Genomic DNA, 14806 nt, shown 5'->3' on the forward strand with positions numbered 1-14806 from the left:
CGATGGGTGCAAAATAGGTTCAAGTGGCGCGTGGACGACTTCCTCAAGCAGCCATCGCCAAAAGCGCCCCCTAGCGCTGTGCAACCACAACCGGTCCAACGGCACATGACCCCCTTTCAATACTTTGCTACCCCAGGGCATCCAGAGCGGGCGCCGGGGACGGCCATTGTGCTGGCAACAAGCTGTTTCAAACCATGACGCTACCTGTCAACTTTGACAGCATGGGCGTGGACGCCATCCTCGCCGATTGGGTATGCGCGTTGCAGGAACAGGGTGTGGATGCGGTCGTGGTGCTAGGACCGGTGCCCACCGGCACCCGCGAGCAGCGGGAGGTGCTGGCCGTGCATCCTCCGCGTTTCGTGGGGGCAGCCCAGGCCTTGGCGGAAAGCACCGATTTCGGCGCCGGTTGGCGCGACAGCGACGCCCCTTTGGTGGCCTGGCAGGACATCTCCAAATCGGCGCTGGAGCAGTCGGGGCGTTGGCGCCGCCTGTGGTTGGCCCATGGCCACCAGACCTTTGTGCGCGTGTCCTTCAGCCTGCCGGCGGGCCGTGCTTTTGAGTGCTTCATGTTCAGCCCGCGGGTGTTCTCGGGGCGGGCCGATGCCGCGGCGCTGGCTTGGTCGGCCTTCAACATCTGGCCTATGTTGCGGCGGGCCATTGCCGAGCAGCGCGTGAGCCTGAGCCCGCGCGAACTGGAGAGCCTCAACCTCGCGTTCGAAGGCCTCACCGCGCGCGAGACGGCGGCGCGCATGGATTGTTCCGAACGCACCGTGAACTACCACCTGTCCAACGCCATGGCCAAGCTGCGCACCGACAACAAGCTGGCCGCAGTGCAGCGCGCCTGCTGGATTGGGTTGATCTGAGTCGCCTCGGCGACAGCGCTGTGCTGGTGATAATGCCGCCATGAGTTTTCTGGCGATCGACGTTGGCAACACCCGCCTGAAGTGGGCGCTCTACGACACCCCCCGGGTGGGCGCGCGTCTGCTCGCGCACGGTGCGCAGTTCCTCGAAAACATCGAGACCCTGGAAGAGGGCGACTGGAGTCGCCTGGCGCCGCCTCAGCGTGTGTTGGGATGTGTGGTGGCCGGCGACGCGGTGAAGCGCCGGGTTGAGGAACAGCTGGAAATGTGGGATGTCACCCCGCAGTGGGTGGTTTCCAGTGCGGCCGAGGCCGGGCTGACCAACGGGTATGACCACCCGGCCCGGCTGGGCTCCGACCGCTGGGTGGCCATGATCGGCGCCCGCCACCGCCTGTTGGCGCGCGGTCGCCAGCGCCCCTGCGTGGTGGTGATGGTGGGCACGGCGGTCACGGTGGAGGCCATTGATGCCGAAGGCCGGTTCCTGGGGGGCATCATCCTGCCTGGGCACGGCATCATGTTGCGTGCATTGGAATCGGGCACGGCAGGATTGCACGTGCCCACCGGCGAGGTGCGCGACTTTCCCACCAACACCAGTGACGCGCTCACCAGCGGCGGCACGTTTGCCATTGCCGGCGCGGTGCAGCGCATGTATGAGAACCTGCGGCGTCACTGTGGCGAAGAACCGGTCTGTTTCATGACCGGTGGCGCTGGCTGGAAGATGGCGCCCAGCATGTCCACGCCCTGCGAGCTGGTGGATAGCCTCATCTTTGATGGCTTGCTGGAAATCGCCCAGCGGCGTTGGGCCCCGTCGCTCGCCCCTGCCCGTTGAGACCGGCGGGGCCTTGTCCAATCCACCCGGCGAACAGACCGGGGTTTCCTTTTTCCCTTTCCCGTTTCCCAGGAGTTTCCCATGAGCGATTTGAAAGCCGCATTTGAGGCCGCGGTTGCCGGTTCCACCAAGCTGAGTGAGCGCCCAGACAATGCCACCCTGTTGAAGCTCTACGCCCTCTACAAGCAAGCCACGCAGGGCGACAACGCCGAGAAGAAGCCCGGCTTCAGTGACTTGGTGGGGCGTGCGAAATGGGACGCCTGGGAGAAGGTCAAGGGCACGTCCACCGACGACGCGATGCAGCAATACATCGACCTGATTCAGAGCCTGTCCTGATCTGACACGCCCGGCACCGCCGGGCTTTTTTTCGCCTGTTCAGCCTCGCTGCTTGGGTGGCTTGCCCTCTGCGCCCAGCAAGCGGTCCAGGTTGCTCGCGATCTCGCTTTCGATGCGGTCTTTGAAGGCGCCCAGCAAAAAGCCGAGCTTGGCATTGAGCTCGAAACTGTCCTTGGTGACCTTCAGGGTGCCGTTCACGCCGGAGCGGGAGAAGTTCACTTCGTGGCCGTCGGGGCTTTCGGCGAAGGCGCAGCGCATGTCGAACTCGCGCTCGGCCTGCTCGGCCCATTGCTGGGCAATGTCGAGGGCGGCCTTGAGGCCCAGGTGGTGTTGTCGGTGGATGTGGATGTCGGACATGCGGGTGTCAGGGAAGGGTTGTCTGGGGGGCTTGTCGGGCCACTGATGGAGAGAGAGGCATCAGGTCGCGAAGTGCCGCGTGGCGGGTGTCTTTGGCTTGTCTGGCCAGTTGACGCACCGCCTCGTAAAAGCGTGGCAAGTCTTGCCCCTGTTGCTGGTACAGCGCCATGAAGGCGGGCACCCAGTCGTCGTAGGCGGCTTGCGCACCGAAACTGGCGTTGTTGGCCTGGGCGACCCAGGCGTCGTAGCCGGCGTAGCCACCCCATTCGGACTTGAGGCGTGCGTAATCGCGGCGGAAGTCGTGCATCACCTCGGACTTTCGGGCCAGGCGGTCTCGCGGGTCTGCGGCGGCGTCGGCATAGATGGCCTGCAGGCGCTGGCGAGTGGCTTGAGTGAGCGCGCGGAACTGGCGGCGGCGGGTGTCGAAGCGCTCGTACTCGGCGCGCGCCTCTGGCGTGCCCATGCGCCGCAACCAGCGCTCGCCGCCGATGCGCTCCACAGCGGCGGCGAACGATTCGTTGAAGGCGGTGTCGTCTGCCGCATAGACCACTTGGTGCGCGAGTTCGTGGAACACGATGCGCGCCAGTTCGCCTTCCGGGTAGCCGATGAAGGTGTTGAGCAAAGGGTCGCCGCCGAGCCAGTTGGTCCAGCCCAGGGTGGAGTAGGCGGGTACCGGGTAGACGGCCACCTCCCAGTCGGTGCGCAAGGTGTCGGCGAAGGCGCGGGCGTCGGCTTCATCGAAGTAGCCCCGGTAGCCCACGCAGCCGGCCACGGGGAAGCACCAGGTGTTCAAGGTGAGCGACAGCGTGGGCGCGGCCACCACGTTGTAGACAGCGGCGCGTCGCCCCAGGTCGGCGTAGCGGTGGTAGCTGGCGTTGTCGGGCAGGGCGAGTTCGTTCACCGCGAAGGCGCGGATGCGCCGCGCCAGGGCCAGGCGCTGCTTCAGCGCATCGGGTGCTTGCGTGTCGTTCAGCCAGTCGTCGATGGGACGGGCGGATTGCATCAGGCTGAGGTGGCCCGTGACGGATTGCCAGTAGTAGCCCAGGCCTGGGGTGTGTTGCGCGCAGCCGGCCGAGCCCAGGCCCACCAGGGCCAGGGTGGCCGCCAGGCGCCAGCGGGCCATCAGCCGGCCTCCGCGGGCGCCACCTCCACCAGGCAGTCGTAGAAGGTGGGGGCTCGGCCCAGGTCGGTCAGGCGCTGGCTGGTGAGCTCGTTCACGTTGGTGCCGTTCAGGCCGAGCTTGCGCCACCAGATGCCCAGGCCGTTCACCACGCCAGGGCGGGCGCGTTCCGACACGCGGGCGGTGCAGCGGTACTCGCCGCGGTCGTTGAAGACGCGCACCACCTCGCCGCTGCGGATGTGGCGGGCCTTGGCGTCCAGCGGGTGAATCTCCAGCAGCGGCTCGCCCTCGATGTCGCGCAGGCTTTTCACGTTGACGAAGCTGGAGTTGAGGAAGTTGCGCGCCGGTGGCGAGATCATGGCCAGGGGGTAGCGCTCGGACGTGCCCGCCAGCTCGGCATTGGGCAGGTGGTCGGGCAGGCCGTCCAGCCCTTGGTCGGCCAGGCGTTGGCTGAAGAACTCGCATTTTCCCGATGGGGTGGGAAAGTGGCCATCGGCAAAGGGGGCCTCTGGCAGCGCCAGCGTGGCAAATCCGTGTTCGAGCAGGGCGTTGAAATCGACCTGCTCGCCCAAGGCGGTGCGGCACAGCGAGAGGTCGTCGTCGTTGAAGCAGGCGTCGGTGAAGCCCATGCGCCGGGCCAGTTGGCGAAAGACCTCGGTGTTCGGGCGCGCTTCACCCAGTGGCTCGATGGCCGGGCGGTTCAGCAGCACGTCGGTGTGGCCGTAGCTGGTGTGGATGTCCCAGTGCTCCAGCTGGGTGGTGGCGGGCAGCACGTAATCGGCCATGTCGGCCGTGTCGGTCTGGAACTGCTCCAGCACCACGGTGAACAGGTTGTCGCGCTGGAAGCCTTGTGCCACCTTGCTGGAATCGGGGGCCACGGCCACCGGGTTGCTGTTGTAGACGATGAGCGCCTCGATGGCCGGGCCGAACTCAGGCGAGGCCGGGCGCAGCAGGTCGTCGCCGATGGTGCTCATGTTGATGGTGCGCGGGCGGCGCTCGCCCAGCAGGTCGGGGCGCTGCAGGGCGGCGCGGTTCACCGGGAAGTGCCCCGAGCTGGACAGCAGGAGGCCACCAGCGTGGTGGCGCCAGGCGCCCACCAGCGCGGGCAGGCAGGCCACGGCGCGCACGGCGTTGCCGCCGCCGCGCACGCGCTGCATGCCGTAGTTCAGGCGAATGGCCGCGGGCTTGGTGGTGCCGTAATCGCGGGCCAACTGGGTGATTTGTTCCACCGGAATGCCGCACACCTCGGCCGCCCGCGCGGGCGGCCACTGCAGTGCGCGCTCGCGAAGCTGGTCCCAGCCCAGGGTGTGGCGCTGTACGTAATCGTGGTCTATCCAGTTGTGCACGATCAATTCGTGCATGAGCGCGAAGGCCAGCGCCGCGTCTGTGCCAGGGCGGATGGCCAGGTGCTCGTGGCACTTCTCGGCCGTTTCGGTGCGCCGCGGGTCGATGCACACGAGGCGGGCGCCGTCGCGCTTGGCCTGCTGGGCCAGTCGCCAGAAGTGCAGGTTGCTGCCAATGGCGTTGCTGCCCCAGATGAGGATGAGTTTGGCCTCGGCGAAGTGCTCTACCTTCATGCCCACCTTGTTGCCCAGGGTCTGGGTGAGGGCCTCGGCGCCGGCCGAGGCGCAGATGGTGCGGTCCAGCAGCGAGGCGCCCAGGCGGTGGAAGAAGCGCCCGGCCATGCCTTCGCCCTGCACCAATCCCATGGTGCCGGCGTAGCTGTAGGGCAGGATGGCTTGCGGGTCGCGCGCGGCAATGGCTTTCAGGCGTTGGGCGATGTCGTCCAGCGCCTCGTCCCACGGCACGGGCGCGAACTGGCCGCTGCCCTTGGGGCCCACGCGCTTGAGCGGGGTGAGCAGGCGCTCGGGGTGGTGGGTGCGCTCGGTGTATTTCGAGACCTTGGCGCAAAGCACGCCATCGGTGTGGCGGTGCTTGGGGTTGCCCTGCACCCGAACGGCCACGCCGTTTTCCACGGTGGTCACCAGGGAACAGGTGTCAGGGCAATCGTGAGGACAGGCGCCAAGCACGCGGTGGGCGTCGGGGGTCATGGTGAAAAGGCCGGTGGGAATCGGAAAAATGGGGGGCAATCCAATGGTGCGCACGGCATTGGCCAGTGCGGCCGGCAGACGTGCGCCCCAATGCCCGGACCAGCATAGCAGGACGGCCCCCTTTCACGCCGCCGAGGCGATGGATTGCGCGGGCGCGGCAGGGCCTGCCACCAGTCTGGCCCTCAGGGATTTCCCCGCAGTGGTCTGCCCATAGGGCGGCGGTCTGGGTACCATGGCCTTTTTGGTGCCGCGACCCATGAAGCTCATCGATTCCATCGTTTCCCAGGCCGCCAGCATCGCGGCCTTGCGCCGTGACATTCACGCCCACCCCGAGTTGTGCTTCCAGGAGGTGCGAACCGCCGACCTGGTGGCAGCCAAGCTCACCGAGTGGGGCATCGAGGTGCACCGGGGCCTGGGCACCACCGGCGTGGTGGGCTTGGTGCACGGCCGCGACGGCGGTGCCTGCGGGCGGGCCATTGGCCTGCGCGCCGACATGGACGCGCTGCCCATGCAAGAGCACAACACCTTTGCCCACGCCAGCCGCCACGCCGGCAAGATGCACGCCTGCGGGCACGACGGCCACACCGCCATGCTGCTGGCCGCGGCCCAGCACCTAGCCCGCCACCGCGATTTCGATGGCACGGTGGTGTTGATCTTCCAGCCCGCCGAAGAGGGCGGCGGTGGCGCCCGCGAGATGATTCGCGACGGCCTGTTCGAGCGCTTTCCGGTGGAGGCGGTGTTCGGCATGCACAACTGGCCCGGCATGCCGGCCGGCACCATGGCCGCCAGCGCCGGGCCGGTGATGGCGTCGAGCAACGAGTTCCTCATCACCATTCGCGGCAAAGGCTCGCACGCCGCCATGCCGCACATGGGCGTGGACCCGGTGCCGATTGCCTGCCAGATGGTGCAGGGTTTCCAGACCATCATTTCGCGCAACAAGAAGCCGGTGGAGGCCGGCGTGATCTCGGTGACCATGATCCACACCGGCGAGGCCACCAACGTGGTGCCCGACAGCTGCGAGATCCAGGGCACGGTGCGCACCTTCACCTTTGAGTTGCTGGACCTGATCGAGGCCCGCATGCGCGCGATCGCCGAGCACATTTGCGAGGCCTTCGGCGCCACCTGCGAGTTCGAGTTCCACCGCAACTACCCGCCCACCATCAACCACCCCGTGGAGGCGGCCTTCGCTCGCGAGGTGATGACCGACATCGTGGGGGCGCAGCACGTGCTCGACCAGGAGCCGACCATGGGCGCCGAAGATTTCGCCTACATGCTGCAGGCGCGCCCCGGCTGCTACGTGTTCATCGCCAACGGCGACGGCGCCCACCGTGAGATGGGCCACGGTGGCGGGCCGTGCACCCTGCACAACCCCAGTTACGACTTCAACGATGACCTGATCCCGCTGGGCGCCACCTACTGGGTGCGCCTGGTGCAGCGTTGGCTGGCTGGGCCGCGCCCGACCGCCACCACCTGAGCGGCGTGGCCATCGGCCGCGCCTTTTCATTCCCTTCGCAGGAGCATTGCCATGGCCAAGAAACCCACCCCCAAGTCGGCGCAGTCCACCGACGAGTCCTTGTCGGCATCGGTTCGCGAGTCGGCGCAGCAGATCTGGCTCGCGGGCCTGGGGGCTTTCGCCAAGGCGCAGGAAGAGGGCGGCAAGGCCTTTGACGTGTTGGTGCAGGAAGGGCTGTCGCTGCAGCGCAAGACGCAGGCCGTGGCCGAGGAACGCATCGCCGAGGCCAGCGGCCGGGTGAACGAGCTGGCGCAAGAGCTCACCAGCAAGGCGGTCGGGCGCCTGGACAAGATCGAGTCCATGGTGGAGGAGCGGGTGTCCAGTGCGCTGAAGCGCCTGGGTGTGCCCTCGGCCCGTGAGGTGCAGGCGCTGATGGAGCAGGTGCACGCCTTGAATGCCCAGGTGATGGGCATGGCCCGCCCGTCGGCGAAGGCGGCCCCCGCAAAGAAGGCCCCCGCCAAGAAGGCCCCCGCCAAGAAGGCGCCGGCCCGGGCCGCTGCGCCAGCACCCGCCGCCAAGGCCCGGCGCGCACCGGCCAAAAAGGCGCCCGTCAGCCGCGACTGAGTCGCGCCCTGGCGGGCTGGCCCTGGTGGGGCTGAGCAGGGTTGCCGCACTGGTGCGCGCCTAAAATCCGAGGTTTTTCGTCGGGGCCATTCGGCCCCGTCTGCGCCACCCCACTGGACACTCCCCATGAGCAACCCTTCCGAGTTGAGCACCATTGCCCCGCGTGACAAGGCGGCCATCCTGGCGCAGGCCTTGCCCTACATCCGCCGCTTTCACGGCAAGACCATGGTCATCAAGTACGGCGGCAACGCCATGACCGACCCGGCCCTGCAGGCCGCCTTTGCCGAAGACGTGGTGCTGCTCAAGCTGGTGGGCATCAACCCGGTGGTGGTGCACGGCGGCGGCCCGCAGATCGAAACCCTGCTGCAGCGCCTGGGCAAAAAGGGCGAGTTCATTCAGGGCATGCGCGTCACCGACGCCGAGACCATGGAGGTGGTCGAGTGGGTGCTGGCAGGCGAGGTGCAGCAAGACATCGTGGGCCTGATCAACCAGGCCGGCGGCAAGGCCGTGGGCCTTACCGGCCGCGACGGCGCCATGATCCGCGCCCGCAAGCTGCGCCTGGCCGACCAGCAAGACCCCAGCCGCGAGCACGACGTGGGCCAAGTGGGCGACATCATCGGCATCGACCCCGCGGTGGTGAAGGCTCTGCAAGACGACCAGTTCATCCCGGTGGTCAGTCCCATCGGGTTTGGCGAGCACAACGAGAGCTACAACATCAACGCCGACGTGGTGGCCGCCAAGCTGGCCACCGTGCTGCAGGCAGAGAAGCTGCTGATGCTCACCAACATCCGCGGCGTGCTCGACAAGGAAGGCCAGTTGCTCAGCGAACTCACCCCGCGCCGCATCGACGAGCTGGTGGCCGACGGCACCATCTCCGGCGGCATGATCCCCAAGATCGCTGGCGCGCTGGACGCGGCCAAGAGTGGCGTGAACGCGGTGCACATCATCGACGGCCGCGTGCCTCACGCCCTGCTGCTGGAGGTGCTCGGCAACGAGCCCTTCGGCACCATGATCCGATCGCACTAAGCCCGACCTCAAGTTCGCACAGGGAGTTGCCATGCGGCTGCTGGTGGTGGAAGACGATGTGATGGTGGCTAGCGGCATCAAGCTCGGCCTGATGCAGGCCGGCTACACGGTGGACTGCCTGCCCAGTGCCGAGCAGGCCGAGCAAGCCCTGCGCACCGATAGCTTCGACGCCGCCATCGTGGACATCGGCCTGCCCGGCGCCGACGGCCTGGAGCTGACGCGGCGCCTGCGCGCCGATGGCCACACCATGCCGGTGCTGATCCTCACCGCGCGAGATGCCTTGCGCGACCGCGTGCAGGGCCTGGACCTCGGGGCCGACGACTACATGGTCAAGCCCTTTGAGCTGCCCGAGCTGCTGGCGCGGCTGCGCGCGCTGTTGCGCCGTTCTCAGGCCGCCACCTCGGCGGTGCTGGCCTTCGGTCCGGTGGCCATGGACACGGCCTTGCGACGCGTCACGCTGGCCGGGCAACCGGTCGACCTGGGGCCGCGCGAGTGGTCGGTGCTGGAGTACCTGCTGCTGCAGGCGCCCAAGCCCGCGGCCAAAGACCGCATGCTGCAGGCGCTCACTGGCTGGGACAAGGAAATGACGCCCAACGCCATCGAGGTGTACGTCTCGCGCCTGCGGTCCAAGCTGGAGCCCGCCGGCGTGGCCTTGCGCGCCATCCGGGGGTTCGGCTATCGGCTGGAAATGGCCCCCGACAGTGACCTGGCCCCCCCGGCCTGACGCCATGCCGCTGGCACCTGGCATCGCCGGTCTGCAGCGCCGCTTGCTGGTGCCGTTGCTGCTGGCCTTGCTGTTCACGGTGGCCATCAGCGTGGTGGTGAACCAGCGCAGCGCAGGCGACGCCGCCCTTGAGCAAGACCAGCGCCTGCTGCGCCTCTTGCCCCTGATGTCGGGCTCGGTGGTCAAAAGCCCCACCGCGCGGCGGCCCGACAACGAGGGCCCCACACCCAATCTGGATGACCCGAGGGCCGGCATTCTGGTGTTGCTCGCGCCCCCATTGGTGGAATTTCTGGAAGGGGCGCAGGAGGCGGCCGGTTACGGGGTGCTCAACGCCCTGGGCGAGCGGCTGTCGGGCGACGCCTGGTTGCCGGTGGTCCTTCCATCGTCCAACGAGCCCGAGTTCCAGAGCCTTGAGCACAGTGGCATGACTTATCGCCTGGTGGCGCAGCGCGTGCAGACCGATGCGGGTGAGGTGGTGGTGATGCTGGCCGCCGCCACCGATGGCCGGCAGCGCTGGCTGCAAAACGTGCTGGAGCGGGTGTTGCTGCCCAACCTGCTGCTCTTTTTCGTGGCGGCCGGCCTGCTGCTTTGGGGGGTGAACCGCGCCCTGCGCCCGCTCATGGAGCTTCGGCAGGCGGTGGAGAACCGCTCGCCGCGGGACCTCAGCCCGATCGAGGTGCGCTCGGCGCCGCTGGAGGTGCGGCCCCTGGTGGAGGCGCTGAACCGCTTGTTTGACCTCGTGAACGCACAGACCCAGGCGCAGCGCCGTTTCGTGGCCGACGCGGCCCACCAGCTTCGCACGCCGCTGGCCGGTGTGCAGGCCCAGGTGGAGGCCTGGGCGCAGGCCGCACGCCAGCTCGACGGCCGCGATGCCGTCAGCCTGCCGGTGGACCAGGTGCGCCGCTTGCGCGACGCGGCCCGCCGCACCTCGCAACTGGCCAATCAGTTGCTGGCGCTCTCGCGTACCGACACCTTGCGGCTGGACGACCAGCCACCCGAGCAAATTGACCTGGAGGCCATGTGCGAGGACGTGCTGGCGCAGCAACTTGACGCCGCCGCGGCCAAGTCCATCGACATTGGCCTGCAGACCGTGCCCACCCAAACCCGAGGCCAGGGCTGGTTGCTGCGCGAGTTGCTCATCAACCTGGTGGACAACGCCATCAAGTACACGCCCGCTGGCGGGCGCGTCACCATCCGCTGCGGTGCCGATTCGCCGCGCCAGGTCTGGCTGGAGGTAGAAGACAACGGCCCGGGCATCGCGCCCTCCGAGCGTGGTCGGGTGCTGCAACGCTTCTACCGGGTGCCGGGGACGCAGGGCGAGGGCAACGGGCTGGGCCTGGCCATCGCCGACGGCATCGCCCGCGCACACGGCACGCAACTGCAATTTGATGTGGGGTCTGGCGGCGTGGGCCTTCGCGTGCGCGTGAGCTTTCAGTCGGCCATGGCGTGAGCCCATGTGGCCGCTGTGTCGCCCGTAAATGGATGTTTCCGCGTGTGCGAGAATGCCGCGGCATACCGGGAGCCGGTATGTCGGATGCCTCGATTTTTCCCCTGGACCGACCGCCCATGACCTCGAACTTGCCCGAGTCTTCTGCCCCGAGCGATGCCGTTCTGGACGCCGCCGATGCCTCGGCGCCGGCGGGCCGAAAACGCCCCAAGCCAGGTGAGCGGCGGGTGCAGATACTGCAGGCCTTGGCCACCATGCTCGAGCAGCCCGGCGCCGACCGCGTCACCACCGCCGCCCTGGCCGCGCGCCTGGACGTGAGCGAGGCCGCGCTGTACCGCCACTTCGCCAGCAAGGCCCAGATGTTCGAGGCCTTGATCGAGTTCATCGAGCAATCGGTGTTCGGGCTCATCCACCAGCTCAATGACCGCGAGCCCGACCCGGTGCTGCGCTCGCGCCGCCTGGTGACCCTGCTGATGCAGTTTGGCGAGAAGAACCCCGGCATGGCGCGCGTCATGGTGGGCGACGCGCTCGTATACGAGAACGAGCGCCTGCAGCAGCGCATGAACCTCTTCTTCGACAAGGTCGAATCCACCCTGCGGCAGAACCTGCGCGAGGTGGCGGTGCTCAATGGCACGGCCACGCCTACCGTGGACGCAGCCGCTGACGCGTCGGTCGTCACGGCCTTCTGCGTCGGGCGTCTTCAGCGCTTCGCCCGCAGCGGCTTCAAGCGCCTGCCCAGCGAGAGCCTGGACCACGGCCTGGCCGTGCTGCTGCCCGTCTTGCACGCCTGATACCCCCTGGGGAACTGGGTGGCCGGTCGCCGGCAAAGATGCCTGGCCAGCCGCCATTTGTGGTTTTTTGCGCGCATCTTGTGCAGAAAATGCCCCTACGAAGTGCCCACGATTTTTCGTGGGCATTTTTTTTGGGTAAAAATAGAACGGTCGTTCGATTTTTGCCGCTTGGCGGTCTTCTCTTCACTTCCTCCATTCGCATGTCCGTGCACCGACGCTCTCACGCTGCGGCAGATTCCACTGCCAGCAAGCCCTTGCAGAAAGGCCAGCAGACCAAGGCCGCCATCGTGGACGCTGCGCTGGGGCTGGCCACGCAGATTGGGCTGGATGGCCTGTCGATCGGGGCGCTGGCCGAGGTGATGCAGATGAGCAAGTCGGGCGTGTTTGCCCACTTTGGCTCGCGCGAAGAGCTGCAGATCTCGGTGATCCGCGAGTACCACACCCGCTTTGAAGACGAGGTGTTCTACCCGGCGCTGCTGGCCCCGCGTGGCCTGCCCCGATTGCGGGCCTTGTTCGGCAACTGGATGAAGCGCACCTCGGTCGAGCTGGACTCGGGGTGCATCTACATCAGCGGCGCGGTTGAGTTCGACGACCGGCCCGGCCCGGTGCGCGACGCGCTGGCCAGCTCGGTGAGCACCTGGCTGGCGGCCATGCGGCGCGCGGTCGAGATGGCCGTGGCCGAGGGCCACCTGCGGGCCGACACCGACGCCGCCCAGGTGGCGTTTGAGGTGCACGCCCTGATCCTGGCCCTGCACTACGAGGTTCGTTTTCTGCGCTCGCCCGGTTCGCTGCAGCGCGCCGTGCGCGCGTTCGAGAGCATCGTCGAGCGCCAGAGCGCGCCAGCGTCCAAGCCCGCTCGCAAATCCGCCGCCAAGGCCGCGCCCAAGGCGCCAACGGCCTGACATTTCGTTCACCATCACCACCACCCTTCAGGAGACACACATGCCCACCTACAACCCGCCGCTGCGCGACATGCAGTTCGTGCTGCACGAAGTGTTCAACGTCGTTGACGAACTCAAGGCCTGCCCCAAGCACGCCGAGGTGGATGCCGACACCATCAACGCGGTGCTGGAAGAGGGCGGTAAGTTCGCCGCCGAGGTGGCTTTCCCGCTGAACATCAGCGGCGACGAGGAAGGCTGCACGCTGGACCGCGCCACCCATGAGGTGAAGGCACCCAAGGGCTTCAAGGAGGCCTATGCCCAGTATGTGCAGGGCGGTTGGCCGGCCCTCTCGTGCGACCCCGACTACGGTGGCCAGGGCCTGCCTTTCGTGGTGAACCAGTGCTTCTACGAAATGCTCAACAGCGCCAACCAGGCCTGGACCATGTACCCCGGCCTGTCGCACGGCGCCTACGAGTGCCTGCACGCCCACGGCTCGGCCGAGCAGAAGGCCACCTTCCTGCCCAAGCTCACCAGCGGCGAATGGACCGGCACCATGTGCCTGACCGAGCCCCATTGCGGCACCGACCTGGGCCTGCTGCGCACCAAGGCCGAGCCCCAGGCCGACGGCAGCTACCGCCTCACCGGCCAGAAGATCTTCATTTCCGCCGGTGAACACGACCTGGCCGAGAACATCGTGCACCTGGTGCTGGCCCGCCTGCCCGATGCGCCGGCTGGCAGCAAGGGCATCAGCCTGTTCCTGGTGCCCAAGTTCCATGTGAAGGCCGACGGCTCGCTGGGCGAGCGCAACGGCATCTACTGCGGCGGCCTGGAGCACAAGATGGGCATTCACGCCAATGCCACCTGCCAGATGGTGCTGGACGGCGCCGTGGGCACCCTGGTGGGCCAGCCCAACAAGGGCCTGCAAGCCATGTTCGTGATGATGAATGCCGCCCGCCTGGGCGTGGGCAACCAGTCGCTGGGTCTGACCGAAGTGGCTTTCCAGAACGCACTGTCCTATGCGAAAGATCGCATTCAGATGCGCAGCCTCTCGGGCACCAAGGCCAAGGACAAGCCGGCCGACCCGATCATCGTGCACCCCGACGTGCGCAAGATGCTGCTCACCGCCAAGGCCTATGCCGAAGGTGGCCGCGCGCTGCTCACTTTCTGTGCCCTGCTGCTCGACAAGGAGCTGAACCACCCCGAAGACAAGGTGCGCAAGGACAGTGCCGAGCTGCTGGCCTTGCTCACCCCCATCGCCAAGGCCTTCCTCACCGACAACGGCTTTGAGGCCACCAACCACTGCCAGCAGGTGTTCGGCGGCCACGGCTACATCAAGGAATGGGGCATGGAGCAGTTCGTGCGCGATGCCCGCATCAACATGATCTACGAGGGCACGAACACCGTGCAAAGCCTGGACCTGCTGGGCCGCAAAGTGCTGGGCAACCAGGGCGCCACGCTCAAGAAGTTCGGCAAGCTCGTGGCCGCGCTGGTGGAAGAAGAGGGCGTGAACGAGAAGATGGCCGAGTTCATCAACCCCCTGGCGGGCCTGGGCGAGCAGATCACCAAGTTCACCATGGAAGTGGGCTTCAAGGGCCTGCAGAACCCCGACGAGGTGGGCGCCGCCGCCGTGCCCTACCTGCGCGTGGTGGGCCACCTGGTGTTCGGCTACTTCTTTGCCCGCATGGCCCAGGTGGCGACCCGCGCCATTGCCGCTGGCAGCACCGACCCGTTCTACACCGCCAAGCTGCAGACCGCGCGCTTTTACTTCGCGCGCCTGTTCCCCGAGACAGCCACGCTGATGCGCCAGGCCCGCGCCGGCAGCCGCGTGCTGATGGACACCGACGCCGCGCTGGCCTGAGCATGAAGGCGCTCATCGCGACAAGCGCCTGGCTGCTGTTGGGCCTGTGCCTGCCGGCGCAGGCCCAGATGAGCCCGGTGGGCCTGTGGAAGACCATCGACGACGACTCGAAGAAAGAGAAGTCGCTGGTGCGCATCAGCGAGGCCGACGGCGTGTTCAGCGGTCGCATCGAGAAGCTGCTCGACCCGACCACCGACCCCAAGGCGGTGTGCGAGAAGTGCACCGACGAGCGCCGGGACCAGCCCCTGGTGGGGCTGACCATCCTGCGCAACCTGCGCCAGAGCAGCAGCGACCCGGCCGTGTTTGATGGCGGCGACATCGTTGACCCGAACAACGGCAAGGTGTACCGCACCCGGCTCAAGCCCGTGAACGGCGGGCAGCAGTTGGAGATGCGTGGCTACATCGGCCCTTTCTACCGAACCCAGGTCTGGCAGCGCGTTCACTGAACG

15 protein-coding genes are annotated in these 14806 nt (G+C 67.4%); 12 read left to right on the forward strand and 3 right to left on the reverse strand.

Annotation, left to right across the window (positions count from 1 at the left end; translation table 11 throughout):
- The first annotated feature begins 194 nt into the window (after positions 1-194).
- From ACE3RQ_RS06105 to ACE3RQ_RS06115, 3 genes are all read left to right on the forward strand, one after another.
- Positions 195-863 carry a LuxR C-terminal-related transcriptional regulator gene (locus ACE3RQ_RS06105; protein WP_374520937.1) on the forward strand — a complete coding sequence of 223 codons (669 nt, stop codon included), beginning with the start codon at positions 195-197 and terminating at the stop codon, positions 861-863.
- A 40-nt stretch (positions 864-903) separates the two neighbouring features.
- A complete protein-coding gene (locus tag ACE3RQ_RS06110) occupies positions 904-1689 on the forward strand; it encodes a type III pantothenate kinase (RefSeq protein WP_374520939.1) in 786 nt (261 codons plus the stop codon).
- A gap of 81 nt (positions 1690-1770) precedes the next feature.
- Positions 1771-2025, forward strand: a complete 255-nt coding sequence (locus ACE3RQ_RS06115) for an acyl-CoA-binding protein (protein ID WP_374520941.1) — start codon at positions 1771-1773, stop codon at positions 2023-2025.
- A gap of 39 nt (positions 2026-2064) precedes the next feature.
- Here ACE3RQ_RS06115 and ACE3RQ_RS06120 read toward each other — a convergent pair whose 3' ends face one another.
- Genes ACE3RQ_RS06120 through ACE3RQ_RS06130 form a run of 3 tightly spaced genes read right to left on the reverse strand, consistent with a single transcriptional unit; the run spans position 2065 to position 5553 of the window.
- Positions 2065-2382 carry a polyhydroxyalkanoic acid system family protein gene (locus ACE3RQ_RS06120; RefSeq protein WP_374520943.1) on the reverse strand — a complete coding sequence of 106 codons (318 nt, stop codon included), beginning with the start codon at positions 2380-2382 and terminating at the stop codon, positions 2065-2067.
- 7 nt (positions 2383-2389) lie between these two features.
- Positions 2390-3505, reverse strand: coding sequence for an aminopeptidase (locus tag ACE3RQ_RS06125; RefSeq protein WP_374520945.1), 1116 nt, complete (start codon positions 3503-3505; stop codon positions 2390-2392).
- Positions 3505-5553, reverse strand: coding sequence for a molybdopterin-dependent oxidoreductase (locus tag ACE3RQ_RS06130; RefSeq protein ID WP_374520947.1), 2049 nt, complete (start codon positions 5551-5553; stop codon positions 3505-3507). The genes ACE3RQ_RS06125 and ACE3RQ_RS06130 overlap by 1 nt, the downstream gene beginning before the upstream one ends.
- Before the next feature lie 256 nt (positions 5554-5809).
- Here ACE3RQ_RS06130 and ACE3RQ_RS06135 point away from each other — a divergent pair, with 256 nt between their 5' ends.
- The 9 genes from ACE3RQ_RS06135 to ACE3RQ_RS06175 all read left to right on the forward strand — a co-directional run bounded on the left by ACE3RQ_RS06135 (position 5810) and on the right by ACE3RQ_RS06175 (position 14803).
- Positions 5810-7027 carry a M20 aminoacylase family protein gene (locus ACE3RQ_RS06135; RefSeq protein ID WP_374520949.1) on the forward strand — a complete coding sequence of 406 codons (1218 nt, stop codon included), beginning with the start codon at positions 5810-5812 and terminating at the stop codon, positions 7025-7027.
- A gap of 51 nt (positions 7028-7078) precedes the next feature.
- Positions 7079-7630: a phasin family protein gene (locus ACE3RQ_RS06140; protein WP_374520951.1), complete on the forward strand. Its 552-nt coding sequence runs from the start codon at positions 7079-7081 to the stop codon at positions 7628-7630.
- Between the two features lie 126 nt (positions 7631-7756).
- The gene (gene argB / locus ACE3RQ_RS06145; protein WP_374520953.1) at positions 7757-8656 is read left to right on the forward strand and encodes an acetylglutamate kinase; all 900 of its coding nucleotides are present in this window, start codon (positions 7757-7759) and stop codon (positions 8654-8656) included.
- 31 nt (positions 8657-8687) lie between these two features.
- Complete coding sequence (locus ACE3RQ_RS06150; protein ID WP_374520955.1) at positions 8688-9380, forward strand: response regulator; 693 nt, start codon at positions 8688-8690, stop codon at positions 9378-9380.
- A gap of 4 nt (positions 9381-9384) precedes the next feature.
- The gene (locus tag ACE3RQ_RS06155) at positions 9385-10830 is read left to right on the forward strand and encodes an ATP-binding protein (protein ID WP_374520956.1); all 1446 of its coding nucleotides are present in this window, start codon (positions 9385-9387) and stop codon (positions 10828-10830) included.
- Between the two features lie 116 nt (positions 10831-10946).
- Entirely contained in the window at positions 10947-11618 is a 672-nt protein-coding gene (gene slmA / locus ACE3RQ_RS06160; RefSeq protein WP_374520958.1) for a nucleoid occlusion factor SlmA, read from the forward strand.
- Between the two features lie 200 nt (positions 11619-11818).
- Positions 11819-12520: a TetR/AcrR family transcriptional regulator gene (locus ACE3RQ_RS06165; protein ID WP_374520960.1), complete on the forward strand. Its 702-nt coding sequence runs from the start codon at positions 11819-11821 to the stop codon at positions 12518-12520.
- A gap of 40 nt (positions 12521-12560) precedes the next feature.
- On the forward strand, positions 12561-14357 hold the full coding sequence (locus ACE3RQ_RS06170; protein ID WP_374520962.1) for an acyl-CoA dehydrogenase C-terminal domain-containing protein: 1797 nt from the start codon (positions 12561-12563) through the stop codon (positions 14355-14357).
- A 2-nt stretch (positions 14358-14359) separates the two neighbouring features.
- Positions 14360-14803: a DUF2147 domain-containing protein gene (locus tag ACE3RQ_RS06175; RefSeq protein WP_374520964.1), complete on the forward strand. Its 444-nt coding sequence runs from the start codon at positions 14360-14362 to the stop codon at positions 14801-14803.
- Positions 14804-14806 lie beyond the last annotated feature (3 nt).

This window comes from Hydrogenophaga sp. (assembly GCF_041913525.1).
Taxonomy (GTDB): domain Bacteria; phylum Pseudomonadota; class Gammaproteobacteria; order Burkholderiales; family Burkholderiaceae_C; genus Hydrogenophaga.

Coding starts and splice junctions, on each gene's coding strand:
- ACE3RQ_RS06155 (WP_374520956.1), top strand. CDS start 9,385: ATGCCGCTGGCACCTGGCATCGCCGGTCTGCAGCGCCGCTTGCTGGTG.
- ACE3RQ_RS06120 (WP_374520943.1), bottom strand. CDS start 2,382: ATGTCCGACATCCACATCCACCGACAACACCACCTGGGCCTCAAGGCC.
- ACE3RQ_RS06110 (WP_374520939.1), top strand. CDS start 904: ATGAGTTTTCTGGCGATCGACGTTGGCAACACCCGCCTGAAGTGGGCG.
- ACE3RQ_RS06105 (WP_374520937.1), top strand. CDS start 195: ATGACGCTACCTGTCAACTTTGACAGCATGGGCGTGGACGCCATCCTC.
- ACE3RQ_RS06115 (WP_374520941.1), top strand. CDS start 1,771: ATGAGCGATTTGAAAGCCGCATTTGAGGCCGCGGTTGCCGGTTCCACC.
- ACE3RQ_RS06140 (WP_374520951.1), top strand. CDS start 7,079: ATGGCCAAGAAACCCACCCCCAAGTCGGCGCAGTCCACCGACGAGTCC.
- ACE3RQ_RS06150 (WP_374520955.1), top strand. CDS start 8,688: ATGCGGCTGCTGGTGGTGGAAGACGATGTGATGGTGGCTAGCGGCATC.
- ACE3RQ_RS06170 (WP_374520962.1), top strand. CDS start 12,561: ATGCCCACCTACAACCCGCCGCTGCGCGACATGCAGTTCGTGCTGCAC.
- ACE3RQ_RS06165 (WP_374520960.1), top strand. CDS start 11,819: ATGTCCGTGCACCGACGCTCTCACGCTGCGGCAGATTCCACTGCCAGC.
- ACE3RQ_RS06175 (WP_374520964.1), top strand. CDS start 14,360: ATGAAGGCGCTCATCGCGACAAGCGCCTGGCTGCTGTTGGGCCTGTGC.
- ACE3RQ_RS06135 (WP_374520949.1), top strand. CDS start 5,810: ATGAAGCTCATCGATTCCATCGTTTCCCAGGCCGCCAGCATCGCGGCC.
- slmA (WP_374520958.1), top strand. CDS start 10,947: ATGACCTCGAACTTGCCCGAGTCTTCTGCCCCGAGCGATGCCGTTCTG.
- argB (WP_374520953.1), top strand. CDS start 7,757: ATGAGCAACCCTTCCGAGTTGAGCACCATTGCCCCGCGTGACAAGGCG.
- ACE3RQ_RS06125 (WP_374520945.1), bottom strand. CDS start 3,505: ATGGCCCGCTGGCGCCTGGCGGCCACCCTGGCCCTGGTGGGCCTGGGC.
- ACE3RQ_RS06130 (WP_374520947.1), bottom strand. CDS start 5,553: ATGACCCCCGACGCCCACCGCGTGCTTGGCGCCTGTCCTCACGATTGC.